This is a genomic window from Actinomadura sp. NPDC000929 (assembly GCF_040492065.1).
GTDB lineage: Bacteria > Actinomycetota > Actinomycetes > Streptosporangiales > Streptosporangiaceae > Spirillospora > Spirillospora verrucosospora.
Window position 1 is genome coordinate 1 of the sequence record NZ_JBEUPA010000328.1, and the last position, 1,576, is coordinate 1,576.

Below are 1,576 nucleotides of genomic sequence, written 5' to 3' on the forward strand. Positions count from 1 at the left end.
CGGGGCGGGACGCCGCCCCGCCGCCGGACCGGATTCGGGTCAGGCGCTGACGAGGTCGGGCTTGACGTAGGTGTCGTACAGGCCCTGCGTGTAGGAGAAGCGCATCTCCGCGCCCCACCGGCACAGCCGCAGGCAGCGCTGCTGGAGCTCCGGCGTGTCCGCGTGGTCGAGGACGATCTGGTAGCCGCGCTCCCCGTGCACCACGTCGGAGGTGATGTGCAGGTCGAAGAACTCGATCTCGTCCTCGGTGAACCCGTACACCTCGCGCAGCGGCACGATCTGCTTCTTGTAGATGCTCGGCACCTGCGACTCCAGGCCGACCACGAGGGCGGCGGTGGCGACCACGAAGTGCTCGCGCATGGCGACCGCGTAGCACCACGCCTGGAGGCCGCGGGTGATGGCGTTCATGTTGGACGGGTCCTCGACGCGCTCGCGGGTCGTGCCGCACGCCTCGGCGAACCGGATGAGGAGGTCGGTGTGCCGGATGTCGGCGAGCTCCTCCTCGTACATGTTCTGGAGCGTGAAGTCCTTGGCGCCGGTGAACTCGTCGGGCGTGTTGGCGTAGACGTAGGCGAGGTAGTCGGCGAACGGGCCCACGTAGTGGTAGTGGTTCTCCGCCCAGCGGGCGAAGTGCTCGCGCTTCAGCTCGCCGTCCGCCCACGCCTTGCTGAACGAGGCGTTCTTGGCCTCGCGGCCTTTGATCGCGTTCTGCAGCTCGGCGCGGAACGCGTCCTTCGACAGCAGCTCTGCCATTTCCTGATCCCTTCTCGGATTTTCTTACCGGGGTGAGATGTAGACGCTTTTCTCCTGCGTGTAGAAGAGCATCATCGAAGGTCCGGCCTGCTCTTTGAACGTCTGCGTGCTGGATTCCTTGAGCCCGCCGAACGGCACGGTCATCGCCATTCCCGAGGTCGGCTGGTTCACCTTCACCAGGCCGCTCTCGGAGCGCCGGGCGAACTCCAGCGCCCGGCCGGTGTCGCGGGTGACGATCCCGGCCGACAGCCCGTAGTCGGTGCCGTTGGCCAGCGCGACGGCCTCGTCGAGGCCGGACGCCCGCAGGAAGGCCAGCACCGGGCCGAAGATCTCCTCGCGGGCGATCCGCATGTCCGGCGCGACCTCGCCGAAGACGGCCGGCCGCACGAAGTACCCGTCGCCGGGGAGGCGCCGCCCCCCGGTGACGAGCTTGGCCCCCTCCTCCTCGCCGATCCGCACGTAGTCGAGGAACTTCTCCAGCTGGAAGTCCGCGGCGAGGGGCCCGAGGTCGACGCCGTCGCCCAGCCCGTTCCCGACGGTCAGCGCCTCGGCGGCCCGCGCCACGCGTTCGAGCAGCTCGTCGTGGACGGCGTCGTCCGCGATGACCCGGCTCGTCCCGGTGCACGCCTGCCCGGACAGCCCGAACGCGCCCTTGACGATGATCTGCGTGGCGCGCTCCAGGTCGGCGTCGTCCAGGACGACCACCGGGTTCTTGCCGCCCATCTCCAGCTGTGCGCGGCGCGACGGGCCGACCGCCGCGTGGACGGCGCGACCGGCCCGGGTGGAGCCGGTGAACGTCACGGCCCCGACGCGCTCGTCCGCC

At 69.9% G+C, this 1,576-nt stretch carries 2 protein-coding genes; both read right to left on the minus strand.

Annotated elements, in window-relative coordinates; genetic code table 11:
- Positions 1-39: 39 nt before the first annotated feature.
- Positions 40-753 carry an iron-containing redox enzyme family protein gene (locus tag ABWI04_RS42690; protein WP_179833015.1) on the minus strand — a complete coding sequence of 238 codons (714 nt, stop codon included), beginning with the start codon at positions 751-753 and terminating at the stop codon, positions 40-42.
- 24 nt (positions 754-777) lie between these two features.
- Positions 778-1,576 (minus strand): aldehyde dehydrogenase family protein (locus ABWI04_RS42695; protein ID WP_353835977.1); only part of this gene is annotated, 799 nt, incomplete at its 5' end.